The organism is Agrobacterium sp. 33MFTa1.1 (assembly GCF_004328495.1).
Taxonomy (GTDB): domain Bacteria; phylum Pseudomonadota; class Alphaproteobacteria; order Rhizobiales; family Rhizobiaceae; genus Agrobacterium; species Agrobacterium pusense.
The window spans coordinates 19,232-45,455 of the sequence record NZ_CP036358.1 but is presented as its reverse complement, the minus strand read 5'-3'; the positions used below and the strand labels follow the sequence as shown (position 1 = coordinate 45,455).

General features: G+C 59.7%; 24 protein-coding genes. 2 read left to right on the top strand and 22 right to left on the bottom strand.

Translation table 11 applies throughout. The features are described from left to right. Positions 1 to 9: 9 nt before the first annotated feature. Genes truA through def form a run of 3 tightly spaced genes read right to left on the bottom strand, consistent with a single transcriptional unit; the run spans position 10 to position 2,303 of the window. Entirely contained in the window at positions 10 to 810 is an 801-nt protein-coding gene (gene truA, locus EYD00_RS00220; RefSeq protein ID WP_004439639.1) for a tRNA pseudouridine(38-40) synthase TruA, read from the bottom strand. Beyond that, complete coding sequence (fmt, locus tag EYD00_RS00215) at positions 810 to 1,745, bottom strand: methionyl-tRNA formyltransferase (protein WP_004439636.1); 936 nt, start codon at positions 1,743 to 1,745, stop codon at positions 810 to 812. Before fmt ends, truA begins: the two co-directional genes overlap by 1 nt. A 45-nt stretch (positions 1,746 to 1,790) precedes the next feature. Next, positions 1,791 to 2,303, bottom strand: a complete 513-nt coding sequence (gene def / locus EYD00_RS00210) for a peptide deformylase (RefSeq protein ID WP_004439632.1) — start codon at positions 2,301 to 2,303, stop codon at positions 1,791 to 1,793. Between the two features lie 149 nt (positions 2,304 to 2,452). Here def and EYD00_RS00205 point away from each other — a divergent pair, with 149 nt between their 5' ends. Next, a complete protein-coding gene (locus EYD00_RS00205; protein ID WP_004439630.1) occupies positions 2,453 to 3,646 on the top strand; it encodes a DNA recombination protein RmuC in 1,194 nt (397 codons plus the stop codon). Positions 3,647 to 3,700: 54 nt separating this feature from the next. Then, positions 3,701 to 4,600 (top strand): ribokinase, encoded by a 900-nt coding sequence (locus EYD00_RS00200; protein ID WP_004439628.1) that lies wholly within the window; start codon positions 3,701 to 3,703, stop codon positions 4,598 to 4,600. 63 nt (positions 4,601 to 4,663) lie between these two features. Here EYD00_RS00200 and trmB read toward each other — a convergent pair whose 3' ends face one another. The 19 genes from trmB to mutS all read right to left on the bottom strand — a co-directional run bounded on the left by trmB (position 4,664) and on the right by mutS (position 26,205). Next, on the bottom strand, positions 4,664 to 5,362 hold the full coding sequence (trmB, locus tag EYD00_RS00195) for a tRNA (guanosine(46)-N7)-methyltransferase TrmB (RefSeq protein WP_004439625.1): 699 nt from the start codon (positions 5,360 to 5,362) through the stop codon (positions 4,664 to 4,666). A gap of 170 nt (positions 5,363 to 5,532) precedes the next feature. Further along, positions 5,533 to 6,795, bottom strand: coding sequence for a methionine adenosyltransferase (gene metK, locus EYD00_RS00190; protein ID WP_004439623.1), 1,263 nt, complete (start codon positions 6,793 to 6,795; stop codon positions 5,533 to 5,535). A 191-nt stretch (positions 6,796 to 6,986) separates the two neighbouring features. Beyond that, complete coding sequence (locus tag EYD00_RS00185) at positions 6,987 to 7,406, bottom strand: helix-turn-helix domain-containing protein (protein WP_004439621.1); 420 nt, start codon at positions 7,404 to 7,406, stop codon at positions 6,987 to 6,989. Between the two features lie 132 nt (positions 7,407 to 7,538). After that, positions 7,539 to 9,128 carry an apolipoprotein N-acyltransferase gene (lnt, locus tag EYD00_RS00180; RefSeq protein ID WP_004439618.1) on the bottom strand — a complete coding sequence of 530 codons (1,590 nt, stop codon included), beginning with the start codon at positions 9,126 to 9,128 and terminating at the stop codon, positions 7,539 to 7,541. Between the two features lie 203 nt (positions 9,129 to 9,331). Continuing rightward, the gene (locus EYD00_RS00175; protein ID WP_004439615.1) at positions 9,332 to 10,471 is read right to left on the bottom strand and encodes a hemolysin family protein; all 1,140 of its coding nucleotides are present in this window, start codon (positions 10,469 to 10,471) and stop codon (positions 9,332 to 9,334) included. Between the two features lie 15 nt (positions 10,472 to 10,486). Beyond that, positions 10,487 to 10,993, bottom strand: a complete 507-nt coding sequence (gene ybeY / locus EYD00_RS00170) for an rRNA maturation RNase YbeY (RefSeq protein WP_004439612.1) — start codon at positions 10,991 to 10,993, stop codon at positions 10,487 to 10,489. A 10-nt stretch (positions 10,994 to 11,003) separates the two neighbouring features. Continuing rightward, positions 11,004 to 12,059, bottom strand: a complete 1,056-nt coding sequence (locus tag EYD00_RS00165) for a PhoH family protein (RefSeq protein WP_004439610.1) — start codon at positions 12,057 to 12,059, stop codon at positions 11,004 to 11,006. A 40-nt stretch (positions 12,060 to 12,099) separates the two neighbouring features. After that, positions 12,100 to 13,539 carry a tRNA (N6-isopentenyl adenosine(37)-C2)-methylthiotransferase MiaB gene (miaB, locus tag EYD00_RS00160; RefSeq protein ID WP_004439608.1) on the bottom strand — a complete coding sequence of 480 codons (1,440 nt, stop codon included), beginning with the start codon at positions 13,537 to 13,539 and terminating at the stop codon, positions 12,100 to 12,102. A 62-nt stretch (positions 13,540 to 13,601) separates the two neighbouring features. Continuing rightward, positions 13,602 to 14,399: a lyso-ornithine lipid O-acyltransferase gene (olsA, locus tag EYD00_RS00155; RefSeq protein ID WP_034496106.1), complete on the bottom strand. Its 798-nt coding sequence runs from the start codon at positions 14,397 to 14,399 to the stop codon at positions 13,602 to 13,604. Positions 14,400 to 14,429: 30 nt separating this feature from the next. Then, positions 14,430 to 14,858 carry a Fur family transcriptional regulator gene (locus tag EYD00_RS00150; RefSeq protein WP_004439602.1) on the bottom strand — a complete coding sequence of 143 codons (429 nt, stop codon included), beginning with the start codon at positions 14,856 to 14,858 and terminating at the stop codon, positions 14,430 to 14,432. A gap of 64 nt (positions 14,859 to 14,922) precedes the next feature. Next, positions 14,923 to 15,417 carry a GNAT family N-acetyltransferase gene (locus EYD00_RS00145; protein WP_004439599.1) on the bottom strand — a complete coding sequence of 165 codons (495 nt, stop codon included), beginning with the start codon at positions 15,415 to 15,417 and terminating at the stop codon, positions 14,923 to 14,925. A 43-nt stretch (positions 15,418 to 15,460) separates the two neighbouring features. After that, the gene (gene tsaB / locus EYD00_RS00140; protein WP_004439597.1) at positions 15,461 to 16,129 is read right to left on the bottom strand and encodes a tRNA (adenosine(37)-N6)-threonylcarbamoyltransferase complex dimerization subunit type 1 TsaB; all 669 of its coding nucleotides are present in this window, start codon (positions 16,127 to 16,129) and stop codon (positions 15,461 to 15,463) included. 17 nt (positions 16,130 to 16,146) lie between these two features. Further along, entirely contained in the window at positions 16,147 to 16,710 is a 564-nt protein-coding gene (locus EYD00_RS00135) for a NifU family protein (RefSeq protein ID WP_004439594.1), read from the bottom strand. A gap of 144 nt (positions 16,711 to 16,854) precedes the next feature. Continuing rightward, on the bottom strand, positions 16,855 to 17,346 hold the full coding sequence (locus tag EYD00_RS00130; protein ID WP_003503758.1) for a universal stress protein: 492 nt from the start codon (positions 17,344 to 17,346) through the stop codon (positions 16,855 to 16,857). A 113-nt stretch (positions 17,347 to 17,459) separates the two neighbouring features. Beyond that, a complete protein-coding gene (gene trpS / locus EYD00_RS00125) occupies positions 17,460 to 18,524 on the bottom strand; it encodes a tryptophan--tRNA ligase (RefSeq protein ID WP_004439588.1) in 1,065 nt (354 codons plus the stop codon). A gap of 103 nt (positions 18,525 to 18,627) precedes the next feature. Further along, on the bottom strand, positions 18,628 to 19,032 hold the full coding sequence (locus EYD00_RS00120) for a VOC family protein (protein WP_004439584.1): 405 nt from the start codon (positions 19,030 to 19,032) through the stop codon (positions 18,628 to 18,630). Continuing rightward, positions 19,032 to 20,621 (bottom strand): murein biosynthesis integral membrane protein MurJ, encoded by a 1,590-nt coding sequence (gene murJ, locus EYD00_RS00115; protein ID WP_034496109.1) that lies wholly within the window; start codon positions 20,619 to 20,621, stop codon positions 19,032 to 19,034. The genes EYD00_RS00120 and murJ overlap by 1 nt, the downstream gene beginning before the upstream one ends. A gap of 7 nt (positions 20,622 to 20,628) precedes the next feature. Next, on the bottom strand, positions 20,629 to 23,457 hold the full coding sequence (locus tag EYD00_RS00110) for a [protein-PII] uridylyltransferase (protein ID WP_004439578.1): 2,829 nt from the start codon (positions 23,455 to 23,457) through the stop codon (positions 20,629 to 20,631). 96 nt (positions 23,458 to 23,553) lie between these two features. Then, a complete protein-coding gene (mutS, locus tag EYD00_RS00105; protein ID WP_081859365.1) occupies positions 23,554 to 26,205 on the bottom strand; it encodes a DNA mismatch repair protein MutS in 2,652 nt (883 codons plus the stop codon). Positions 26,206 to 26,224 lie beyond the last annotated feature (19 nt).

Sequence of the window (26,224 nt, the reverse complement as noted above, 5' to 3'; positions counted from 1 at the left end):
AATTAGACGTCAATCCGCATCCTGCGTCACCTCGGGTTCGAGGTGGCGGCGCGGCGGAATGACGTCGGGATAATCGACCTGCATGAAGTAAAGACCGTCCGGCGGTGCGACCGGGCCACAGGCTTTTCGATCGCGTGCCTCCAGTGCGGCACGCACGTCCTCTGGCGTCATCGTGCCCTCGCCTGCCAATTTCAGCGTGCCGGCGAAAGAGCGGATCTGGTTATGAAGGAAGCTCTGCGCCGTCGCGCGTATCTCGATGAGATCGCCATTGCGCGTCACATCCAGCCGGTCGAGCGTGCGCACGGGGCTGTTCGCCTGGCAGTGCACGGAGCGGAAGGTGGTGAAATCATGCCGGCCGACGAGCATCTGGGCAGCTTCATGCATGCACTCGTGATCGAGGTCCTTCGACACCCACCACGCCCGCTTGTGCTCCAGCGCCAGCCGGGCTTTGCGGCAGACGATGCGGTAGAGATAGTGCCGACGAAGGGCGGAAAAACGGGCGTCGAAATCCTCAGTCACGGAAGCGGCATCGAGCACGGCCACCGCTTCACCCGCCATGGCGAGATGCGCATTGATGGCATTGCGTAGCTTGTAGGGCTCCCAGTCTCGCGAGAGATCGACATGGACAACCTGCCCAACGGCATGCACGCCGGAATCGGTGCGGCCAGCGCCGCGAATGGAAACGCTCTCGCCGGTCAGCGACCGAACCGCAGCCTCCAGCGCACCCTGAACCGAGGGGCCGTTTTCCTGTCTCTGCCAGCCATAATAGGGCGTACCGTCATATTCGACGGTCATGCGGAAGCGTGGCATCAGCCCAGCCTCGTAGTGGCCGGAACCGGGGTACCGCGCACGAAATCGGCCGCCGACATCGGCTTGCCGCCCGCCTTCTGCAAACGGGTGAGCCGTACGGCGCCGCTGCCGCAGGCAATGGTGAGAACATCATCCAGTGCGCTGCCTGCCTCGCCCATTCCGCTGGCGAGCTCGGACGCCAGTACCTTGACGCGCTCGGGCTTGCCGCCGATCTCCATCTCCAGCCATGCGCCAGGAAACGGCGAAAGGCCGCGAATATGATTATGCACATCCTGCGCCGGCCTTGAAAAATCGATACGGGTCTCGCTCTTGTCGATTTTTGCCGCGTATAGAACGCCCTCTTCCGCTTGCGGGACGAGGGGCAGGTCATCTGCTTCCAGCTTGTCCATCGCCTGACGCATCAACCGAGCGCCTGTCAGCATCAGGCTGTCATGCAGCTCGCCGGCCGTCATGTTCTCGCCGATCGTGACCTTTGCCGTAAGTGCAACAGGGCCGGTATCGAGACCCTTTTCCATTTTCATGACCATCATGCCGGTTTCGGTGTCACCCGCCATGATCGCCCGCTGGATGGGAGCCGCGCCGCGCCAGCGCGGCAGCAGCGAAGCGTGACCATTGTAACAGCCAAGCCGCGTGCCGGAGAGGACCGCTTCAGGCAGCAGCAGCCCGTAAGCCACGACGACCGCGACATCGGCATTGAAATCCCGAAACTGCTGGCGATCTTCCTCCGCCTTGAAATTCAAGGGTGTCAGTACCGGTAAGCCCAGCAGTTCCGCAGCCTGATGCACCGGCGATTTCTGCAGATCAAGGCCGCGACGGCCGCCTGGACGCGGTGGCTGGGTATAGACGGCAGCAATCTCGTGGCCCGCTTCCACCAGTGCACGCAACGTCGGAACGGAAAAATCCGGCGTGCCCATGAATATGATGCGAAGAGCCATGATTGCCCCCTGCCCTGTCTTCCGCTCCGTCAGCTGTGCGACGGATCAGACTTTTGCGCGGGCTGCTTTCGTAAATTTCTTGATGACCATGTCCCGCTTCAACCGCGAGATATGGTCGATGAACAGAACACCATTCAGGTGATCGATCTCATGCTGCAGGCAGGTTGCCAACAGACCATCCGCCTCGACCGTCTGCTGCTTGCCGTCACGACCGACATATTGCACCGTGAGCGACGCAGGGCGCTCCACCTCGGCATAATAATCGGGAATCGAGAGACAGCCTTCCTCATAGGTGGAAATATCATCCGAAACCTTGAGGATTTCCGGATTGATGAAGACGATCGGGGTCTTTTCTTCGCCTTCACGCGCAACATCGATCACCAGCAACCGGCGCGGCACACCTATCTGGATGGCGGCAAGGCCGATGCCGGGGGCATCATACATCGTTTCCAGCATGTCGTCCGCCAAACGCAGCACCTCGGCATCCACCTTTTCGATGGGCTTCGATTGCTGGCGCAGCACGGGATCGGGCAAAATGATAAGCGGTTTGATGGTCATGGCTTCCCATAACGTATCTCTCGCGCGGAGGAAATAAAAAACACGACGATGAAAACGGCTCGCGGCATCCGTTCTGCCGGACTCATTTCCGCCGCAGGAATGTTCTTGTTTTGATCTTCCGAATCGATCGAAATCTGCTAGATTTAGTCATGAACACAGACTTCTCCGTTCTCCTTCAACCCGCGCTGCGGGCCGGCTCAGTCGATATCAGCTTCGGCGCGCTTCTCGCTGCCGCGATTTTCGGCCTTGTCGTTACATGGCTTGTGACGGCAAACCGGTCGAAGAAAGCTGGGGCCGATGGCGAGATCTCCGACCTGCTCAAAACCCAGTCCGAACTGCATGGCCGGATCGCGGCCATGGCGGAAACGCTCGGCACGCGTCAGACGGAGATGAGCCAGACGCTGAACCAGCGTCTTGATGGCATGTCGCAGCGGCTGGGCGAAACGCTGACGGAGCAGACCCGGTCTACCCATGAAAATCTGAGCCGCCTTCAGGAGCGCCTGGCGGTCATCGATGCCGCACAGGGCAATATTCAGGATCTGGCCAAGGACGTGGTCGGGCTTCAGGCGATACTTTCCAACAAGCAGACACGCGGAGCCTTCGGACAGGCGCGCATGGAGACGCTGATCGCCGACGCCCTGCCGCCGGGTTCCTTCCAGCTGCAGCCGACACTTTCCAACGGTTACCGGCCGGACTGCACCATCAAGATGCCGAACAATGCGCCGCCGCTCGTCATCGATGCCAAGTTTCCGCTGGAAGCCTGGAACGCCATCAAGGCGGACGAGACGCCGGAAACCAAACGTGCCGCCGTGCAGCAGTTCCGCAGGGACATGGAGGTGCATATTCGCGATGTCGCCGAGAAATATCTCATTCGCGGCGAGACACAGGATACCGCCTTCATCTTCGTGCCGTCGGAATCGATTTTCGCCGATATCCACCAGCATTTCGAATATCTGGTGCAGCGCGCCCATCGCGCCCGGGTGGTCATCGTTTCGCCATCGCTGCTGATGCTGTCGGTACAGGTCATCCAGTCCGTGCTCAAAGACCAGCGCATGCGCGAACAGGCGCATCTCATTCAGGGTGAAGTGGCGCTGCTCATGGACGATGTGCGGCGGCTGGACGATCGGACGCGGAAGCTGCAGGCCCATTTCGGGCTGGCGCAGAAGGACGTCGACATGATGCTTATCTCCTCCGACAAGGTGCTGGCGCGCGGACAGAAAATCGAGGGGCTCGATTTCTCACCAACGGAAAAAGACGTGCCGCACGGAGAAATCGAGCAGGCCCGGCGCTTTGCCGAAAACCGAGCCGGTGCGGCCAAATTGCGGGTGGTTGACGACGAGTGATCGTCTCGGGCAAAGTCGCCGCCTTGCTTAAATTTCATACGGACCCAGCGCCCCATGATTACTGTTTTCGGCTCCATCAACATGGACCTCGTCGCGACCGCCAAACGTCTGCCCAAGCCCGGTGAAACCGTAACGGGAGAGACATTCTCCACGGCCGCCGGCGGCAAGGGAGCCAATCAGGCGCTGGCCGCACGGCGTGCGGGCGCCGCGGTCAAGATGGCGGGCGCTGCGGGTGATGACACCTTTGCCGCTCCAGCACTGACCTTGCTGCGGGACGCGGGAACCGATCTGTCATTGGTCAAAACCGCGCCCGGCCCGACTGGAACGGCGGTTATCCTGATCGGCGAAGGCGGAGAGAACATGATCTCGGTCATTCCCGCTGCGAATGGTGAGGTCTCGGCATCCGACGCGGCAAAGACCATATCCGAAATGGCTCCAAGCGATATTCTCATGCTGCAGTTCGAGATACCGGCACCCGCCATCGAAGCTGCACTGACGGCCGCAAAGGCGAAACGCGTCACCACCGTCATCAACACAGCACCGCTGACCGCGGACGGACCGCGTCTCGCCGGCCTTGCCGATATCGTCATCGCCAATGAAACCGAGTTCGAGCTGCTGATCGGCAAGAATGGCCTCTCCAGCGACGAGCGGGAAAACGAACTCAAGGCCCTTCACGAGAGGACCGGCCAGACTTTGATCGTCACGCTCGGTGCGGATGGCGTGATCGCCATTCGTAATGGCAAGCTCTACAGGGCTTCCGGCCTGAAGATCGAGCCGGTCGATACGGTTGGTGCGGGCGATACCTTCTGCGGATATCTCGCCGCGAGCCTCGATCAGGGAATGGATTTCGAAAGGGCTCTGAAGCGGGCCGCAGTCGCAGGCTCACTCGCCTGCACGCGTGCCGGCGCGCAGCCTTCCATTCCGCAGGCAGCGGAAGTTGACGCGGCCCTTTAAGGGGTCTTGCCGTTAGCGCATTTTCCGGACGTAAAACCGCTGCACACTTTTACTTGAAATGCTTTAGCGACGGATGAAGGTGAGATAGGCCGAGCTGCGGCCTTCTCTTTTTGCCTTGTTCTCGTAACGCGTGCCCGGCCAGTTGGCATAGGGCGTGCGCCAGTCATCAGCGCTTGTCGCCGTCCAGTCAAAGCCGCCGTGCCGGGCGCAATGCTGCAGCGTCCAGTTGACGTAAGTGTCGATGTCGGACGCAAAGCAGAACTTGCCGCCGGGTTTCAACACACGATGGAAACGGGCGAGATTGACGTCTGACACGAAACGCCGCTTCCAGTGCTTCTTCTTCGGCCAGGGATCGGGATAAAGCAGATCGATGTGATCGATCGATCCTTCAGGCAGCCAGTCGAGTAACTGCGTCGCATCATCGTCGTAAAGGCGGATATTCATCAGTTCACGTTCGCGAACCGTGGCAAGCAGTTTGGCCATGGAATTGACGAAGGGTTCGACACCGATGAAACCCGTCTCGGGATTTTCGACCGCGCGGTGGGCGAGATGTTCGCCACCGCCGAAACCGATCTCCAGACGGATCGATCGCACATCTGCCGGAAAGAGCGCGGCGAGATTTTGCGGGGGCACGCTTTCCAGATCGATTTTCAGCAAAGGCAGCAGATTTTCGATCGTATCGACCTGCTGATTGCGCAGGGGCTTGCCCTTGCGCCTGCCAAAAAACGCTTCCGTCGCGCGCGAACGCCGTTCTTCCGTCATCTCATACTCTCAAGACCAAATAGACTTAACCCGCACAGCACCCCGTGAGGCACTGTGCGGGTTACAAAACTCGGTGACGGTATCTCTCAATCGCCGCCAAATAACAAGCGCGATATCCAGTTGACGCATTTTCCGGACGTAAAACCGCTACGCACTTTTACTGGAAATGCTTAAGCGCTCAAAGCTTCCTTGAGCGGCTTCACCAGATCGAGCTTCTCCCAGGAGAAGGAGCCGTCGCGGCCAGCCTTACGGCCGAAATGACCATAGGAAGACGTCTTGGCGTAAATCGGCTTGTTGAGATCGAGATGACGGCGAATGCCCGATGGCGAAAGGTCCATGACCTTGCGGATCGCGGCCTCGACCTGATCTTCGCTGACCTTGCCGGTGCCATGCAGATCGACATAGATCGACAGCGGCTGGGCAATGCCGATTGCATAAGAAATCTGAATGGTGCAGCGCTCGGCGAGGCCGGCAGCCACGACGTTCTTGGCGAGGTAGCGGGCGGCATAGGCGGCGGAACGGTCGACCTTGGTCGTGTCCTTGCCCGAGAATGCGCCACCACCGTGCGGGGCAGCACCGCCATAGGTGTCAACGATGATCTTGCGGCCGGTCAGGCCGGCATCACCATCGGGACCGCCGATGACGAACTTGCCGGTCGGGTTGATATACCACTGGCAATCGTCGGCGATCTTCAGGTCGCCAAGCGCTTCGCGGATATAGGGTTCGACAACAGCACGAACCTTCTTCGAATCCCAGCTTGCATCGAGATGCTGCGTGGACAGCACGATGGAAACGGCTTCGGAAGCCTTGCCGTCGACGTAACGAACCGTCACCTGGCTCTTGGCATCGGGGCCGAGCTTCGCCGCCTCGCCTTCGCCGCTTTTACGGGCGGTGGCCAGCAGCTGCAGGATACGGTGGGAATAATAGATCGGCGCCGGCATGAGGTCAGGCGTTTCCTTGCAGGCGTAACCGAACATGATGCCCTGGTCGCCGGCACCCTCGTCGCCCTGCTTGTCGGAAGCGTTGTCCACACCCTGCGCGATATCAGCCGACTGCGGATGCAGGAGAACGTCGATCTTGGCGGTCTTCCAGTGGAAACCATCCTGCTCGTAGCCGATATCGCGGATAGCCTTGCGGGCGGCGGATTTGAACTTCGAGGGATTGATAACCGGATGGCCGGCTGCGTCCTTGAGGACCTTGCCGTCCTTGTCCTTCTTCAGCAGCGTATCGGGAACCCGAACCTCACCCGCAATCACGACGCGGTTGGTCGTTGCAAGCGTTTCGCAGGCGATGCGCACGGTCCACGGGTCCACGCCCGTCTTGGCCGCTTCACGGTAAATGAGATCCACGATTTCATCGGAAATACGATCACAAACCTTGTCCGGATGACCCTCGGCCACGGACTCGCTGGTGAACAGATAATTGGCACGCATGCGGGATTCCCCTCAAAGAACGGTCTTCGAGTTTGTTAGTCATTTCGGCCGCGAAAAACAAGGACACAACCACATAAATATATCTTTATGTGAGAATTCCTTTCTAATCTGGCACAAAAAAACGGTCCCTGCGGACCGTTGAGTGCCCGGCATCCCATGCCGGAAATTTTCTGCGCTGCAGGGGCCAGGCCCTACTCGGCATCGCCCTCGGCGGCGAGCGCCTTGACGAGATCGACCAGACGGCGACGGACCTTCGGGTCGGCGATCTTCACGAAGGCGCGATTCAACTGCAAACCTTCAGCCGAAGACAGGAAGTCGACGACGTAATTGGAGCTCGAGGCTTCCGCCATGCCGGATGTACCGCCAGCCTGATCGCCGGGTGCGTCTTCGAAAAAAAAGGAAACCGGTACATTGAGGATCGCCGAGATATTCTGCAGGCGGCTGGCGCCAACACGGTTCGTGCCCTTTTCGTACTTCTGAATTTGCTGAAAGGTAATTCCGAGACTTTCACCCAGTTTTTCCTGGCTCATGCCGAGCATGGTTCTGCGAAGACGAATTCGGCTTCCGACATGAATGTCGATGGGGTTAGGCTTTTTCTTATTTTCGGTCATCATGCGGTCCTGACACTCGGATGGGTTGATATCTCGCTTCATTACTATTCGAAGAAATGAGCCGGTATTTCGACAGCAGCTAAACTTGTTTTACGACTGACGTATTCACTATGCAATTGCAGGAGTTCCCGGTCAATTCTGGCGCCGGGCAAAACTCCAGGCAGGAAATACCGCAGCGATCATCATCACGGAAAAAATCAACCAGAAATACGTCCGATGTGTGTCGTAAGTAAATGCGTCGTTTGACCCACCACTCAAAGTGGCGTCAACAATGCCCACCCGACCGTAATCCAATCCGGCAATAATGCGGCCATAAGGGTCTATAACCGCCGAGATACCCGTATTGGCACCGCGAATCACCGGCACACCCGTCTCAACCGCCCGCACCCTGGCCTGAAGAAAGTGCTGATACGGCCCAGGCGTATCACCAAACCAGCCGTCATTCGTCACGTTGAGGATCGCCGCCGAGCCAACGAGAGCCGGAGTCATCTCACCGGGAAAAATGATCTCGTAACAGATCAGCGGATAAAAGGTCTTTCCGGATGGAAGCGTCAGGGGCGTGCGCGAAGAGGCTGCTGAAAAGCCCCCGGGCAGGGCGATGACATTATCAATGCCAAACTCCCGCAGGATACCCTCGAAGGGAACATATTCTCCAAAGGGGGTCAGATGGACCTTGTCCGTCGCGCCGATGATTTCTCCCTGACTGTCGATGGCGTAGACCGAGTTATAATAACGCGGCGGCCTGCCAGCACCCGCATCTTCCATCCTGACGGCTCCGGTGAAGAGCACCTGCCCGTCTTGCAGCGTCTTTGCGATCTCGGCCAGCGCGTCGGGATTTTGCGTCAGGATGAACGGCACCGAGGTTTCGGGCCAGACAATGATGTCGGGGCGCTTTTTGCCTTCGCCCGGAGGCAGGGCTGTCAACCGCAGATGCTCGCCGAAAATCTCGGCGCGGTCATCATTCAGCATCTTGCGAGACTGATCGATGGACGGTTGGACGATTCTGACTGTCACCGCATCTGCCGGTGTCTCCGCGGGTGTCTGGAGGCGGTAGAAGCCATAACCCACATGGCTGGCCAGCAGCAGCGCCGCCAGGGAAAGGCCGGGCCACATGCCTTTTCTCGTGGCGATGAGCGCGGGGGACGCGAAGATGAAAACGGCAAGCGTGGTCACACCGAAAAGACCGATCAGATGCGCCGACTGCATCATGACCGGGATCGGCATGATGCCGTAACCTATGGCGTTCCACGGAAAGCCCGTCGCCAGGAAACTGCGCAGCCATTCCGTAAATCCGAATGCGGCGGCAAGGGCGGCGATCCGGCCTAGACCGTTCGACCACACAAGATTGGCCGCAGCAACCGCGAAACCGTAAAACAGCGCCAGAAAGGCCGGAAGCCCAAGGATGGCAAGCGGCAGCGCCCAGGCAAATTCATCCGCTTCAAGCAGAAGCGCGTTGCCCAGCCACCACAGGCCAGCCACGAAATAACCGAGACCGAAACACCAGCCTATACCAAAAGCGGGAAGGATGCGGCTGAAGAGGCCGCCGCCCGGCTTGCCGGTGCAGCCATCCACCAGCCAGACCAACAGGGTGAAAGACAGGAAAAGCGCTGCGAAGAAACCGAATGGAGGCAGGGCGAGCGCTCCGACCGCGCCTGCAGCAATCGCCATCACTGCGCGGCTCATGCCGCCGGCCAGCATCACCCTGCCTGCAAGACGCTCCATGCCATCTCCGTATCATGCGCATCCGGAAACCCGCTCCAGGCAAGCCATTCGGCGAAATTTCCCTTTCTTTCGACGTAAAGGAAAAAAGATTCGCCGTCCACATCAGGCAGGGCAGATCGAGCGGGATCTCATGCCCGGGTAGTCGAACCCGCAGAATCCGGAAGATCAAACGGCGGGATCGACGGGGGCTACCCGTCTATCCTTCAGTCCACGTTCTGCTGATGGGCGATCAACCGCGTCTCCGGCGGCGGCAATGCAATCACCTCACCGGCATCGCCGGGGGCGCGGTCGTCTTCCCCTTCGGAGCCATGATCGCGTACGATACGGACACCCTTGATACGCCTCGTATCCGCATCGAGGATCTGAAACTCGAAACCGGGCACGGCGCGAACGACCTCGCCCTTGGCGGGAATACGGCCCAGCGCGAAGAAGATGAGTCCACCGAGCGTATCGATTTCTTCCAGATGTTCGCGCACGTCGAATTCCGGACCGATAGCCTCGGCAAGTTCGGTGAGTTCCGCGCGGGCATCCGCCACGAGCACATCGGCAGAAAGACGCGAGAACATCGCCTCGTCCTTGTCGTGCTCGTCGTCGATGTCCCCAACCACCATCTCGACGATGTCTTCATGGCTGACAAGACCGTCGGTACCGCCATATTCATCGATCACCACGGCGAGCTGGGTTCTCTGGGCCTGCATGGTCTTCAGAAGATCGGAGGCCAACATGGAGGGCGGCGCGAAAAGAATCTTGCGCACCAGCCCGGCGTCGGCAACCGTCTTTTCCAGATCGACCCGCGCCAGATCGAAATTCGGCCGCGGCGACCGCGGCGCCTTCACTTCACCGTAAGCGACGCCACGCGATCCCACCCGGCGCTTGTTGCGAGCCTGTTTGGCAACATAGGCAAGCAGATCGCGGATATGGATCATCCCCTTGGGGTCGTCCAGCGTCTCTTCATAAACCGGCATGCGGGAACGTCCGGTTTCCTCAAACAGGATCAGCGCGTCACCAATCGTCATATTCTGATCGAGACCGTCAATATCCACCCGCGGGATCATGATATCTTCGACCCTGATCTCACGGAAACGGAGGATGTTGTGTAGCATCGCCCGTTCTTCGGGCGTAAAAGCGGCGCCTATTTCAGTGTCGTCCATCAGCGCATCGGTCAGATCCTCGCGCAGGCGCTCACCCTGAGACGGTTTCAGCAACCGCGCGATGCGCGACCAGATGGTCGATCTCGGTTTGGCATTGTAGTCCTGACGTAAGTGACTACTGCCCTCCTCCGAAGAGGACTGCTCGCCGTTTTCTCTGCCCTCATTGGCAGGTCGTGCAGAATGTTCGTTCATGGCTCCAGACAATATTTAAAGCGGTTCTTGACCCGCATAGGGATCAGATAGGCCAAGCACCGCCAAAATGCGAGTCTCAAGCGACTCCATTTCTTCCGCTTCTTCCTCGTCCATGTGGTCATAACCAAACAAATGCAGGAACCCATGAACGAGAAGATGGGTCAGATGATCCTCGAAACTCTTCTCAAGTTCAAGGGCCTCTCGCTCTACCGTTTCTCTCGCGACGACGATATCGCCCAGCATAGGGCCGGGCATTCCGCCCGGCTCCAGCGGAAAAGCAGGGAAAGACAAGACGTTGGTCGCCTTGTCCTTGTCACGCCACTCTGCATTGATTTCCCGGATATTTTCATCGTCGGTGAAGACCAGCGAGAGCTCGACCGGCATTTTCGGGAAGGGTTGATCCTCTTCCCGCTTCAGAAAATCGACCGCCGCATCCAGCGTCTTTGACGCAAAGGCAGACAGGTCCTCTTCCGAGGACCAACCTTCGGCCTCGATGCTGATTTGAATATCCAGAGCTGTCATTGTCTTTTCGTCAGTCGCCCTTCAGCAGGCTCTCATCCGGCACAGCCGTATGGGATTCATAGGCCCGGACAATGCGCGCCACCATCGGGTGACGGACAACGTCCACATCCTTGAACCGCACAACGGACACGCCTTCCACATCCGTGAGGATCTGCAGGGCTTCCACGAGGCCAGACTTCACGCCGCGCGGCAAGTCCACCTGGCTTGGGTCGCCGGTCACAATCATGCGACCGTTTTCGCCAAGGCGCGTCAGGAACATTTTCATCTGCATCGTCGTCGTATTCTGGGCTTCGTCCAGAATGACGGCGGCATTGGCAAGCGTGCGGCCGCGCATGAAAGCCAGAGGTGCAATTTCGATGACGCCTGCCTGAATGGCGCGCTCCACCTTATCACCGGGCATCATGTCATACAGCGCGTCATAAAGCGGGCGGAGATACGGATCGACCTTTTCCTTCATGTCACCAGGCAGGAAGCCCAGACGCTCACCCGCTTCAACGGCGGGACGCGAAAGGATGATGCGATCGACCGCGCCACGCTCCAGCAGCTGCGCGGCATGCGCCACGGCCAGATAGGTCTTGCCCGTGCCGGCGGGGCCAACACCGAAAACGAGTTCGGATTGTTCCAAGGCGCGCATATAGACGTCCTGCGTGGGCGTCCGCGCCGAAATGGTTTTCTTGCGCGTGGAAATCTGCGCCATGGAAATCTTCGCCTTGCGCTCCATGGTCGGCAGCGTCAGCTGGTCGTCCGCTGCGACGGCCATGCGGATCGCCCCCTCGACGTCAGAAAGCTCGACGGCGCCACCCTTCAGCAAACGCTCGTAAAGGAAATCAAGCGCGCGGCGGGCCTGATTGGTGGAGACCACATCGCCGGTGATGGCGACTGAATTTCCACGCGGACGAGCGTCGATATTGAGGCGCTGCTCCAGAAGCTTCAGGTTCTGATCGAACTGACCGAATAGCTCTCCCGCTATCCTGTTATTCTCGAACGTGAGGACGAAGTGATTGGCGTCGGTCGCGGCTTGGCGTGGCTGGCGCGATGAATTTGATACCAATTCGTGTGCGTTCAAGCGGTCAGGCTCCTGTCCCAATCAGTGTCGGCTCCCCACTCTAACTCTCTGCCACCTCGGCAAACAAGCTGTTTGGACCCGTTGCGGTGATTCGTACATTAACAATGTCACCGATTTTCAAAGTCTTTGCATCAAGATTCACGGATTGCAGCCACGGAGAACGACCTATCAACTGCTCAGTCATGCGGCCGGGCTTTTCCAGCAGCACATCCATGGTCTTTCCGACCAGCGACTCCGCAAATTCCTTCTGTTGCCGCAGCAAGAGAGCCTGCAATCTTTCCAACCGCTCGGCCTTCACGTCTTCCGCAACCTGGTCCGTGAGGTCGGCCCCCGGCGTGCCGGGACGGGTGGAGTATTTGAACGAGAAGGCCTGCGCGTACTTCACCGTTTCGACCATCGCCATCGTATCTTCGAAATCGCGATCCGTCTCGCCGGGGAAACCGACAATAAAGTCTCCAGACATGGCAATATCAGGGCGGGCGGCGCGGATTTTTTCAATAAGCTGGATGTATTCCTCGCCCGTATGGCGACGGTTCATCGCTTTCAGAATTCGGTCCGAACCGGACTGAACCGGCAGATGCAAATAAGGCATCAGGATGCGCAGGTCGCGATGGGCGCCGATCAGGCGATCGTCCATGTCGCGCGGATGGCTGGTGGTGTAGCGAAGCCTCGCAAGGCCCGGAATTTCCGCCAGCCGGTAAAGCAGTTCGGCAAGGCCCCATTTTTCGCCCTTCGGGCCTTCGCCCTGCCAGGCGTTGACGTTCTGGCCGAGCAGCGTGATCTCACGCACGCCGGCATCGACAAGCTTCATCGCCTCATCAACAATCTGGCGCACGGGACGGGAAACCTCCGAACCGCGCGTATAGGGCACGACACAGAAGGTACAGAACTTGTCGCAACCTTCCTGCACGGTCAAAAAAGCCGTAACACCACGCGTTCGCAGCGTGGATTTCTCGGCAACCGGCAGGTGTTCGAACTTGTCCTCAACCGCGTATTCGGTCTCGATGACGCGCTCGCCTCCACGTACCCGTTTCAGTGCTTCCGGCAGGCGGTGATAGGTCTGCGGGCCGATAACGACATCCACGGCGGGCGCCCGGCGAAGGATTTCCTCGCCTTCCGCCTGCGCCACGCAGCCGGCAACGCCGATCATGAATTCCCGACCCTGCTCTTCGCGCGACTTTTTCATGTCCCGCAGGCGGCCAAGCGCGGAGTAGACCTTTTCCGCCGCCTTTTCGCGAATGTGACAGGTATTCAGCAGAACCAGGTCCGCCTCGCCCATATCCTCCGTCTGAACATAACCGTCCTTCGCCAGCGCATCGCTCATGCGGACGGAATCGTAGACGTTCATCTGACAGCCATAAGTCTTGATGAAGACCTTTCTGCTGTTTGCCCCATCGCGCGCGATGGGTGCGGGCTGGCTGTTCGAACCCTCGCGGGCGATCATGGGTGGGGCGTCAAGGCCAAGCGTTTCCTGGGTCATGGCGGCTATCTAGTGTTTTTCACGGCCAGATTAAACAGAAAAATGCTGGAAAAGCTACGATCTCACGAATTCCGCCAGCCGCCGCGCAGGCTGAAGGCCAGCATTGAGCGGATGGAGGCGGCGATATCGGTCGCCAGTCGCTTGCGGTTGTCGGTGCTGTGGAACGGGACGCTGTCCCCAAATGTCACGTCGACATCGATGGCGCCCGCTTTGATGACGCCGAGCAGATGCGGCACGAGCGTGATGCTGCCCGGCCAGGCGGCGATGACGCGATGGTAGCGCCCCATCGCCATGCCATGCAGCCGCGTATAGGCGATGGCGACCGGCTGGACATAAACAAGCTTGCCCTGTACCTGTTCTGCGGCGGTGGACGCCGCACCGAAGAGGGAGGATTTGACGGCCAGCATGCGGTTTCCGTCCGAGGTGGTTCCTTCGGGAAAGAGGACAACGATCTCGCCATCGGCCATGCGGCTGGCGATCTCGCTCACCTGCATGCCGGTGCTGCGTTTCTGCTCGCGTTGAACGAAGATGCTTTTCTGCAGCCGCGCGAGCCAGCCGAAAACCGGCCAGTCGCGCACCTCGGTCTTGGCGATGAACACCACGTCGGCAATGCTGCCCAAAACGAGGATGTCTTTCCATGAGGCGTGATTGACCGCGAGCATTAACGGCTTTGCCCGCTCCACTTCCCCGTGGACATGCACGCGTATACCGAGAACATGGCAGGCGATACGATGCCAGACGCGTGGAATGCGGCGGCGGAGCCGCCAGTCGAAGGCAAGGCCCAGCAGTTGAAGCGGCAGCAAAACAAGCGTGACGATCAGGAGTACGACCGCAATATAGGCTGTCCGCAGCCACATCATGATGGGAACGCCCGCTTGTTCACCGGCGTCTCAGTGTTCGCCAGGCTTCAATGGCACGCCGTAAAGTTCCAGCCGGTGATCCACGAGCCTGAAGCCGTGTTCGCGGGCGATCTTCTCCTGCAGAGCTTCGATCTCAGCCGAGTGAAATTCAATGACGACGCCATTCTTCAGGTCGATCAGGTGATCGTGATGCTCTTCGGGCACGGTCTCGTAGCGTGAACGGCCGTCGCGAAAATCGTGACGCTCGATGATGCCGGCATCCTCGAACAGCTTCACCGTTCTATAGACGGTGGAAATCGAGATGCGCGGGTCCACGGCGGAGGAACGGCGGTAAAGCTCCTCGACATCTGGATGGTCGGCCGATTCCTGAAGGACGCGGGCGATGACACGGCGTTGGTCGGTCATCCGCATACCGCGTTCGGCACAAAGCTCCTCCAGCGTTTTCGAAAGGTCTGTCACGTCTTATGGCCTTTTGAGAATTCCGGTTTGCGGCTTTCGCCGAAAAAATGCCTGTCGCAGGGAACTAGCGAAGATCGCGGCGCATGACAAGCGCCGTCGACTTCGTTCCATCCTTGGCGGTGTAATAGGCCTTGCGTTCCGCGACGGTTTTGAACCCGAGCTTCCTGTAAAGACCCAGAGCGGACGCGTTGTTATTATCAACTTCAAGGAACATGGTTTCTGCGCCGCGCATCATCGCCTCGCGGATGGCCGACTGCATCAAACGCCAGCCGAGCCCCGCACGTGCGAACTTTTCGGCAACGGCCACGGTCAGGATTTCAGCTTCGCCCGCCACTTCCCTCGCCAGCACGAATCCACCGAGCGGCTTGCTGAAAAAGGCGTTTGTCTGTCGGGCAACGGCACCGAAAACCGATCCCTGCGTCAGCAGTCCCGAAAACTCCCCGTCGTTCCACGGGCGCGGAAAGCGCAGCGCATGCAGTTCCGCAACCGCGGCGCAATCCTCATGCTGCATCGGCACGATCTCGAAATAGGGCTTCCAGCTTAGATATTCGTCAAACATAACAGGAATCGGGAATCAGAAACATGCACTCATGCATGCCGTATCAGGCAACGTCCTGACGTGCCAGCGCAAAACCGGTTTGTGGCCGGGCATCCGGCCCACGCAGATAAAGCGGTGCCGGTTTCGGCCGCCCTTCCGGCTTGCACGCGCCAGCACGGGCAACGGAGGCAATCGGAAAGTGGTCCGGCCCGGACCCGCTTTCCTCTCCTGCAAACAGCGGCGCGGCGGAGCCGATGACGGAACCATTAAAACCGGAAAGAACACTCTTGGCGTCATCCAGAGACAGAAGCGCCGCCTCGTTGAGTGGTAATCCGTCCATGCCGAATGTCTGGAGATAGGTTTCGCCACGTTTGGCATCCAGACCGACCGCCACTGGCCGGTCGGGGTTTTGCAGCAGATGATGCAGGGCAAGCGTTTCTAGCGTGGTGACGCCGACGGCCTCGACGCCGAGCGACAGGGCAAAACCGCGCGCCGCGGCAACACCGACCCGGATGCCCGTGAAGGACCCGGGGCCGATGGTCACAGCAATACGCCCGACATTCCGCAGCGACAGTTGCGCCTGCTCCAGAGCCCCATCGATCACGGCCATCAGCCTTTCGGCATGGCCCTTGCCAATTGTTTCGCAGACTTCTCCAAGCACCCTGTCCGAGGTGCTGTCATAGATACAGGCGGAACAATCCACACCTGCGGTGTCGAGTGCGAGAACAATCATGATCTGGCTTTACAGCATTATACCGCTTCGACTTCGCGCACTTCCGGCACGAAATGGCGAAGCAGATTCTGAACACCATGCTTCAGCGTGGCGGTGGAGGATGGGCAGCCCGAGCACGCGCCCTTCATGTTCAGGAACACCGTGCCGTCGCGGAAGCCGCGGAAGGTGATGTCGCCGCCGTCCTGCGCCACGGCGGGACGGACGCGGGTTTCCAGCAGTTCCTTGATGGTGGCGACGATGGTTTCATCACCCTCTTCGAAGAACTCGCCTTCCTCATCCGATACTTCGGCCGCAATGGCAGTGCCCATGATCGGGCGGCCGGACATGAAGTGTTCCATGATCGCGCCCAGAATGGCGGGCTTCAGGTGCTGCCATTCCGCGCCGTCCTTGGTGACGGTGATGAAATCGAAACCGAAATAAACGCCGGTCACACCCGGTATCAAGAAGAGGCGCTCTGCCAGCGGCGAAGCCTGGGCCTGCGACGGGTTGAGGAACTCCACCGTTCCGCTTTCGAGCACGACCTTGCCCGGCAAGAACTTCAGCGTTGTCGGGTTCGGCGTGGCTTCCGTCTGAATGAACATCGTCTGTCTCCTTCGAGGTCGCCGTTCACGCCCCGCAATTTAGAATTCTTCCAAAAAATACGCCCGGCGAAGCTACACTTCAAGCCCTGACATGATAATTACATTCAAGAAATCGTCAGGCCCTGAATCTCGCCCGAAACCGGATCAGCAGAGAGCGTCGATTTCCTCATCGGACAAAGTATCCGGCAACACGGTGACGGGGATCGGGAAGGCTGCCCCTCGCCCGGCGATGGAGGAAACGAGCGGTCCCGGACCTTCCTTCGTCGATCCCGCCGCCAGAACGAGAATGGCGATATCGCGGTCTTCCTCGATCAGCCCGTGGATCTGCTCGGTGGCGCTGCCTTCGCGGATCACCGCTTCCGGCTCGATGCCGATCGTCTCGCGCACCTTCTGGGCGATCTTGGCAAGCGTGGCTTCCGCCTCCTCGCGCGCCTCGGCCCGCATGATCTGCTCGACGCCAAGCCATTGCTGGAAATCGCCTTCCGGGATCATGTAAAGCAGCACCAGTCCGCCATTGGAGTTCTTGGCGCGACGACCGGCATAGTGCACGGCCCTCTCGCATTCCGGCGTGTCATCGATAACTGCAAGAAACTTGCGACGATGCCCTTCCAGACGCGACAGCCGTTTTGAAACCATTCTGCACTCCCTAGGTCCGCCGTGATCCGTAAACCGCCCGACGGTTCGGGCGGAGATTATATCAAATCACGACAGGCGCAAACCGCCCGACGCATTCGAGCAGAAGCGACCTGTCAGCGCAGGAAGCCGATGATGTCGCGCACCTCGTTCATGGTCTTTTCGGCAATGGCGCCCGCCCGTTCGCCGCCCTGCTTGAGGATGGCGTCGATATGGGTCGGATCATCGAGAAGGCGGCGCATCTCATTGTTGACGGGAGCCAGCACATTCACCGCGAGCTCGACCAGGGCCGGCTTGAAAGCCGAGAACTGTTGTCCGCCAAACTCGGAAAGAACGTCGGCCTTCGTCTTGTCGGAAAGCGCGGCATAGATGCCAACGAGGTTGTCGGCCTCGGGGCGACCTTTGAGGCCTTCCACTTCGCTCGGCAGCGCATCAGGATCGGTCTTTGCCTTCTTGATCTTCTTCGAGATGGCATCGACATCATCCATCAGGTTGATGCGCGACAGATCGGACGGGTCGGACTTCGACATCTTCTTGGTGCCGTCCTTCAACGACATCACGCGCGGGGCCGGACCGCCGATCAACGGCTCCACCATCGGGAAATAGGCGTGTACCGGCTCATCGCCGACCGTTATATCGAGCCCGAGGCCCGCCTTGCGGATATGGTCGCTGAAATCGATGTTGAATTTCTGGGCGATGTCGCGGGCGAGTTCCAGATGCTGTTTCTGGTCGTCACCAACAGGAACATGGGTGGCACGATAAACGAGAATGTCGGCAGCCATCAGGCTCGGATACGCAAGGAGGCCGAGCGACACCTGTTCGGCATTCTTGCCGGACTTGTCCTTGAACTGCGTCATCCGCTCCATCCAGCCAATGCGCGCCACGCAGTTGAACACCCAGGCCAGTTCCGCATGCTGCGGCACGGCCGACTGGTTGAAGACGATATGCTTCACCGGATCGATGCCCGAGGCGATGAAGGCGGCCGCGATAGAGCGGGTCTGCGCCTTCAGGTCCGAGTGAACGAGCTGGGCGGTGATGGCGTGCATGTCGACGACGCAATAGATGCAATCATTATCTTCCTGCAGCGCCACGAATTTGCGGATCGCGCCGAGATAATTGCCGAGATGCAGATTGCCGGTCGGCTGGACGCCCGAGAAAACCAGCGGCTTGAATGCGTTCATTGTCGTCCTCGAAAAGGCTTGTGGAGGGCCCCGCCCCGTGATTGGAATTGCACGCGCGCTTATGCACCCGCAGCCCCTCGCAATCAAGCGCTTTCAGGGCCTGTCAGCCGCGCGGCTCCAGAAGATCCCAACGATTTCCATAGGGATCGACAAAGACCGCAACGGAACCGTAAACCTCATGGCGAGGCTGTTCCAGAAAGCGCACGCCGCGGGCAAGCATCGTCTCATAATCGCGTTGGAAATTGTCGGTATGCAGGAAAAATCCGACACGGCCGCCGGTCTGGTTGCCGATGGCAAGGCGCTGCTCTTCACCATCGGCCTCGGCGAGCAGAAGGGCGCCACCGTCAGCGCCCCGCGGCTTGACCACCAGCCACCTCTTGCCGTCGTCCAGTGGCTGATCGGAGAGGCACTCGAAGCCTAGAACATCACAATAAAACGCCTTCGCCCGATCGTAATCATCAACCACGAGGGTAACGAGGGCGATGCGGCGGTTTTCAGCAAAGGACATCAGCCAGCCTCCGTCTCGACGTTCTTTTTTCCGCGCTTACGGACGGCCCGCTTCACCATGCCGATGTCGGCACCTCCAGACACGAAAGCCAGGACGAAATAAACCAGCATGGCGGCAAAGACGAGGCCCATGATCGTGCCGGCCCGCACGAAAATGGACGAGGCGGAAGACAGCTCGAAGGTCAGCCACGTCAGCGCATAATGCACAAATACGGCCATCAGTGCCGCGGCCAGGAGCAGGCGCGGGATACGGGTGAGTAGCGGAATATCCAGGTGCCAGTGACCGCGCCACAAAAGCATGCCGAACAGCAGGGCGGCATTCACCCAGCCGGCGGTGATTTCGGCAATGGCAATGCCCGGGCCGCCAAGACGCGGGAAAAGCGTCAGTGCCAGCGAGACGTTCACGACAACCGAAATCGCCGCGAAAATCATTGGCGTACGAGTATCCTCGCGCGCGAAGAAGCCCGGAATAAAGGCCTTGATGAGCACGAAAGCCGGCAGGCCCAGACCGTAGATGCCAAGAATTTGCGCAACGGTGAAGGTGGCCGAGGGCGAGAAATTGCCGCGCTCGTACAGGAAACGAACGATGGGTTCGGCCATGACGAGAAGAGCGGCCGCGGCGGGCAGGGTCAGGAACAGCACGAACTCGACCGAGCGGTTCTGCAGGCTTCCGGCCTCCACCATATGGCCGCCGCGCAGCGCCCGCGCCAGTTCCGGCAGGAGCACCGTGGCAACGGCAATGCCAACGACGCCGAGCGGCAGTTGATAGATTCGGTCCGCATAGGCAAGCGAGGATATGACGCCTTCGCCGCCGGAAGCGATGTTGGTGTTGATGAGCAGATTGATCTGGGTAATGCCGCCGGTGATGGCTGCCGGCAGGGCAAGGACCAGAAGACGCTGCACGTTCTTGGTCAGCCGGGGCCTGCGGAAACCAATGCGCATGCCGGCATTGCGCACCGCAATCCAGACGATGGCGAGCTGCACAAGACCTGCCGCCATAACGCCCCATGAGAGCGCGTAACCGACCTGAAGCGGATCGTAATTTTTCCACCATGCCAGCGCGAGCACGCCGATGAGAATGATGTTGAGGAAAACGGGAGCAATCGCAGCCGCAAAATAACGGTGCAGAGAGTTCAGCATGCCGCCCATCATCGCCGCCAGCGACATGCAGGCAAGATAGGGGAACATGATGGTGGCAAGGTGGATGGTGTTTTCGAACTTCACCGGGTCATCGACGAAGCCGGGAGCAATCACCGTGCGCACGATGAAAGGCATCGACAGTTCCATCAGGATCGTCAAGGCCAGCAGCACCGTGAACAGGACGCCGAAGACCTCTTCCGAAAAGCGCCTTGCACCTTCCATGCCATTCGCTTCGATTTCCTTGGCAAAAAGCGGCACGAAGGCAGAGTTGAATGCACCCTCGGCGAAAAGCCGCCGGAAGGTATTGGGAAAGCGGAAAGCGGCGTTGAAAGCATCCGCCACCGGCCCGGTGCCGACGGCGGCTGCCATCAGCGTTTCGCGCAGGAAGCCGAAGATGCGGCTGCCGAGCGTGGCTGTGCCGACTGTGGCGAACTTGCCGATGAGACTCATGGGACTTTCAAGCCTTTGCCGTGCGCGCGGCCGGCAGCGCCGCCACGTCTGGATGGGCGATGATGCCGTTTGGCATGCGGTCGCGCAATTCGTCTTCCTGCTCGCTCATGACCGCCTTCAAACGTTGCGCGATGCTGGCCTGCCGGTTGTCGTTCGTCACCTTCTGACCGAAGAGATCAGTGACGTAGAAGGTATCGATGACTTTTTCACCAAATGTCGTGATGCGGGCGGAGTGAATGTCGAGTGACAGGTCGGCGATGACAGCCGTCATGTCGGCCAGAAGCCCCGGCCGGTCGAGGCACTCGACCTCGATCACGGTGAACTTGTTGGACAAGCCATTCGAGATCGTCACCGAAGGCGGAATGGTGAAGGCGCTCTTTTTCTTCCGGCTCTTGGTGCGGGTGGCGATCATTTCCGGCAGGCGCTGCTTGCCGGAGAGTACTTCCTCGATCAGTTTGCCGACATTGTTGCCGCGCCGCGTCTCGTCCTCGTCTATCGGAAATTCGCGGTTGATGAGGATCGTATCGAGCGCCCGCCCATCGGAGGTGGTGAAAATCTGCGCATCGGCAATGTTGGCGCCGGCCGCGGCGCAGGCGCCGGTTATGATCGAAAGCAGGCGCGGATGGTCGGGCGCCAGAACGGTGATTTCCGTGATGGCGTGGAAGGAATGGGTGCGCACCATGGTCGAGAGCGCCTTTTCCTGCTTGTCCGCCTCGCGGATGAAGCGGGTGTGTCGCACCTGATCTTCCAGCGCCACCGTCAGGAGATAAGGCTCGTAATGCAGCTTGGTGTATTTGCGCCGCGCCTTCTGGCCCCAGTCATCAAGGGCGTCGTAGAGCGCCTGCCGGGCAATCTGCGCGCGCTCCTTGCGCGAAACTTCCGAGAAACCGCCGGAGAGAAGCAGTTCCGTCTCATAATAGAGCGAGCGCAGCAGCTGTCCCTTCCAGCCGTTCCACACACCCGGACCGACAGCCCTGATATCGCAGACGGTCAGGATGAGCAGCATCTTCAGCCGCTCCATGGATTGCACCTTGTCGGCAAAATCGGTGATGGTCTTGCGGTCGTGCAGGTCGCGCGTCTGGGCAACCATGGACATCAGAAGATGCTGCTCGATAAGCCAAACGACGGTTTCGGTCTGCTTGCCGGTGAGACGGAAGCGCTGGCAGAGCTTGCGGGCGACGCGGGCACCGGCGATCGAATGATCTTCCTGCCGGCCCTTGGCGACATCGTGCAGCAGTACCGCCACATAAAGCGCCTCGCGTTCCTCGACGCCGGGCATCAACTGATTGGCGAGCGGATGGGCATCGACAGCCGTTCCCTTATCCACTTCCGACAGCACGCCGACAGAACGAATGAGATGCTCGTCTACCGTGTAATGATGATACATGTTGAACTGCATCATCGCGACGATCTTGCCGAATTCGGGAATGAATTTGCCGAGCACGCCGGCCTCATTCATGCGCCGTAACGTCAGCGCCGGATCGCGCCGCGAGGTCAGGATCGACAGGAAAAGCCGGTTTGCTTCCTCGTTTTCCCGAAGCTCGTCATTGATGAGCGAAAGCGAACGGGTGACCACGCGCAAGGCATCGGGGTGCAGTTCGAGATTGTTGATATCGGCGATATGGAAGAGCCGGATGAGATTGACCGGATCGTTCTTGAACACATCGGGTTTTGCGAGCGCGATGCGGCCCCGGTCCTCGACGAATTCCACGGAACCCGGAATCTTGCGAACGCGATGGGCGAAGCGGCTGAGCACGCCGGAAAGGCCCGGCACGTCCTTCGCCTGCCTGTCTTCCAGCCCGGCACAGACAATGCGGGTCAGATCACCGACATCCTTCGCCACGAGGAAATAATGCTTCATGAAGCGCTCGACGGCGGAAAGGCCGGGGCGCGGCTGATAGTTCAGCGCATCGGCAATCTCACGCTGAATATCGAAGGAAAGGCGCTCTTCCGCTTTATTGGTAATGAAATGCATCTGGCAGCGCACCGCCCAGAGAAAATCATCGGCCTTTTCGAACAGCTTCAGTTCGGATCTCGACAGGACACCGAGCTTCACCAGATCGGCCGTGTCGCGAACGTGATAATAATATTTGGCAATCCAGAACAGCGTGTGCAGGTCACGCAAGCCGCCCTTGCCTTCCTTGACGTTCGGCTCCACCAGATAACGCGTATCGCCGGCCTTGCGGTGGCGCTGGTCACGCTCAGCGAGCTTGGCGGCGATGAATTCCGGGCCTGTGCCGGTCACGACCTCAGACTCGAAACGTTTTTCGAGATCGTCGGTCAGGGATTTCTTGCCGCAGATCGCCCGCACTTCCAAAATAGCGGTGCGGATCGTCATGTCGGATTTGGAAAGCCGAATGCATTCATCCACGGTGCGGGTGGCGTGGCCGACCTTGAAGCCGAGATCCCAGAGGAGATAGAGCACGAACTCCACGGCCTTGTGCATGTCAGGCGTGTTCTTGGTGGGAAGCAGGAACAGGAGGTCGATATCCGATCCCGGCGCCAGCGTGCCGCGTCCATAACCGCCAACCGCGGCGACAGCGATCTGCGGCGCATCTTTCGGATAGACGTATTGGCAGGAGAGATCATAGAGCGTTTCGATCAGTCGATCCTGGAGCCAGGAGATGCGGCGGGCGCAATCAATACCGCTGCCATCGGCCTTGAGCAGTTCCCTGGCCTTTTCCCGGCCTTCCGTACTGGCCTTGCGGAAGATCGGCAGTAGATCGGACTTGATATCGGCGATGCGTTTGCCGTCTTCCCTGAAGATGACGTCGCAGTCTCGCTTCAGCGCCGATACATCGAGAATGTCGGAAAAATCCAGGTCCTTGATGGCCATCTCTGCCGTTATCCATGTCCTGTGGGAAACCCCACCGCTTGCGATGGGAGTGTCCTATAAAGAGTTTCAGAGGCTATGGACAGGCACTCTATGCCTTCAAGCCTTGCCAAGTTCTTTCTTCAACGCATAGAGCGCGTCCAATGCCTCACGCGGTGTCATTTCGTCCGGATTGAAGCTTTTCAGGGCTTCCTCCACCTTTGATGATCCTGCCTTGCGCGTTTCCTCGCGGCGAACCGCGATCTGAAACAGCGGCAGATCATCGATCAGCTGGCTTGCCGGGTTCTTGCGGTCGGCATCTTCGAGCTTCGTCAGCACCTCGCGGGCGCGTTCCACCACCGAAGCCGGCAAGCCCGCAAGCCGTGCGACCTGAATGCCGTAGGAACGATCCGCAGCGCCCGGTCCGACTTCGTGCAGGAAGATGACGTGACCTTCCCACTCCTTCACCCGCATCGTGGCATTGGAAAGGCGGCCAAGTTTTTCCGACAACACCGTCAGCTCATGAAAATGCGTCGCGAAGAGGCCACGGCAGCGATTGACCTCATGCAGGTGCTCCACCGACGCCCAGGCGATGGAAAGTCCGTCGAAGGTCGCCGTGCCTCTGCCGATCTCGTCCAGAATGACCAGCGAGCGATCCGTCGCCTGATTGAGGATGGCAGCGGTTTCCACCATCTCCACCATGAAGGTCGAGCGGCCACGCGCCAGATCGTCAGACGCGCCGACACGCGAAAACAACCGGTCCACAACGCCGATATGGGCAGCTTCCGCCGGCACGAAGGAACCTATCTGCGCAAGGATGGCGATCAGCGCATTCTGGCGCAGGAAGGTCGATTTACCGCCCATGTTGGGACCGGTGAGCAGCCAGATCGCGCCGTTCTTGCCGCCATTGACCGCCGACAGATCGCAATTGTTGGCGATGAAGGGCCCAGCTGACTGCCGCCTGAGCGCCTGCTCCACAACCGGGTGCCGCCCACCCTTGATCGAGAACGTCATGGAGGCATCGACGATCGGACGGCAATAGGCCTGTTCGGTGGCGAGATAGGCGAGGCTCGAGGCGACATCAATGACCGCTAGCGCCAGCGCGCCGGCCTTGATCGCGTCGGCCTGCTGCACCACCGCCTTGACCATCCGTTCGAAGGCTTCCAGCTCCATGGTCAGGGCTTCGGCAGCAGCATTGGCGATGCGGCTTTCGAGATCGGCAAGCTCGGTGGTGGTGAAACGCATGGCACCGGCCATCGTCTGGCGGTGGATGAAGCGGGTCTTCGCCTCGTCGGTCGCCGTCATCACATCGGCATTGCCCGCCGTCACCTCGATGAAATAGCCAAGCACATTGTTATGCTTGATCTTGAGCGACTTGATGCCGGTCTCCTCGGCATATTGCAGCTGCAGCCCGGCGATCACCCGACGCGACTGATCGCGCAGCGCCCGCACCTCATCGAGTTCGGGATTGGCGCCCTCACGCAGGAAGCCGCCATCGCGCTTCAGAAGCGGCAGATCGTCGGCCAGCATCGAGCCGAGCATCGCTTCCAGCCCGCTCGGCAAGGCTTTCAGATCCGCAAGGGCTGAGGCAAGCTCCTCCGGCAACAGCCCCTGATCGAGAATGGCGGCAATTCTCTCGGCCGACGCCAAGCCCTGCCGGATCGCGCCGAGATCGCGCGGGCCGCCGCGCTCCAGCGCAAGGCGGGAAAGCGCGCGCGGCATATCGGCCACCTGCTTCAGCGCATCGCGCAGACCGTCGCAGAGGGAGACATCGTCAATCAAATAAGCAACCGCGTCGAGACGGGCGTTGATCCTCTCCGGATCGGTCAAGGGTGACATCAGCCGCTCGGCGAGAAGCCGCGCACCGCCGCCAGTGACCGTGCGGTTCAGCGCATGCAGCAACGAGCCGTCCCTCTCACCCGAGAGCGTCTTCACCAGCTCCAGATTGGCACGGGTCGCGGGATCGATGAAGAGCGTGGAGGCAGCACTTTCGCGTTCCGGCGCGCCGAGCGGCGGGCGCTCGGCGATCTGCGTTTTTTCGACATAGGCAACGGCGGCAGCGGCAGCGGCCATTTCCACGCGCGAAAACGTGCCGAAACCATCGAGCGTCGAGACGTTGAAGTAACGCGCGATCCGCCCTTCAGCCGTAGCGCTGTCGAACAGAATGGCCGGCTGCGGCACCGCCACGCGGCCCAGCATATCGAACACCGGCCGCAATTCCTCGTCGTGGAACAGGCTGTCGGCAACGATCAGCTCGCGCGGGTCGATACGCCAGATATCGGCAAGAAGCCGCGTCAGCGTCGTTTCCGCCAGACGGAAGACGCCGGTGGAAATATCAATCCAGGCAAGCGCGAACTGTGCCTCCGCACTGCCGCGAATACGAGCAAGCGCCATCAGATAGTTGGATTCCGTTGGCGAAAGCAGCTTTTCTTCGGTGAGCGTGCCAGGCGTGACAAGCCGCACCACATCGCGTTTTACCACGGATTTCGATCCGCGCTTCTTCGCCTCGGCCGGGTCTTCGACCTGCTCGCAGACGGCAACGCGATAGCCGCGCAGGATGAGCTTCTGGAGATAATCATCCGCAGCATGGACGGGAACGCCGCACATGGGAATATCATGACCCATGTGTTGGCCACGTTTCGTCAGCGTGATACCGAGAGCGCGGGAAGCTTCCACCGCATCGTCAAAGAACAATTCGTAAAAATCGCCCATGCGGTAGAACAGCAGCGAACCGGTATTGTTCGCCTTGATTTCGATATATTGCTCCATCATCGGAGTGGCCGTCGCACGG